This window comes from Anoxybacillus ayderensis, assembly GCF_000833605.1.
Lineage (GTDB): Bacteria > Bacillota > Bacilli > Bacillales > Anoxybacillaceae > Anoxybacillus > Anoxybacillus ayderensis.
Genome location: NZ_JXTG01000064.1, coordinates 1 through 759, shown reverse-complemented (window position 1 = coordinate 759; position 759 = coordinate 1). Strand labels below are relative to the sequence as shown.

At 51.9% G+C, this 759-nt stretch carries 2 rRNA genes; both read left to right on the top strand.

The window, feature by feature from the left end:
* Positions 1-226 (top strand): 16S ribosomal RNA (locus JV16_RS14935); the annotation flags it as partial.
* A 155-nt stretch (positions 227-381) separates the two neighbouring features.
* A 23S ribosomal RNA gene (locus JV16_RS14930) occupies positions 382-759 on the top strand; the annotation flags it as partial.

Sequence of the window (759 nt, the reverse complement as noted above, 5' to 3'; positions counted from 1 at the left end):
ACTCGCCTGCATGAAGCCGGAATCGCTAGTAATCGCGGATCAGCATGCCGCGGTGAATACGTTCCCGGGCCTTGTACACACCGCCCGTCACACCACGAGAGTTTGCAACACCCGAAGTCGGTGAGGTAACCCTTACGGGAGCCAGCCGCCGAAGGTGGGGCAAATGATTGGGGTGAAGTCGTAACAAGGTAGCCGTATCGGAAGGTGCGGCTGGATCACCTCCTTTCTAAGGGATATCATTGATATGATGAAAAAACGCTTTTTCGCTTCGTTTAGTTTTGAGGGAATATCCCTCAACTTGCGCCTGCGTCTACTCACTATAGAGGAGACGAGGTTAAAATTGTTCTTTGAAAACTAGATAACAGGCTGAAAAGTGTGTTTAGTTAAGTTAGAAAGGGCGCACGGTGGATGCCTTGGCACTAGGAGCCGATGAAGGACGGGACAAACACCGATATGCTTCGGGGAGCTGTAAGTAAGCGTTGATCCGGAGATTTCCGAATGGGGGAACCCACTGTCCGTAATGGGACAGTATCCATACGTGAATCCATAGCGTATGGAGGGCATACCCGGGGAACTGAAACATCTAAGTACCCGGAGGAGAAGAAAGCAAAAGCGATTCCCTGAGTAGCGGCGAGCGAAACGGGAACAGCCCAAACCAAGAGGCTTGCCTCTTGGGGTTGTAGGACACTCAATACGGAGTGACAAAGGAACGGAGTAGATGAAGCGGTCTGGAAAGGCCCGCCAGAGGAGGTAACAGCC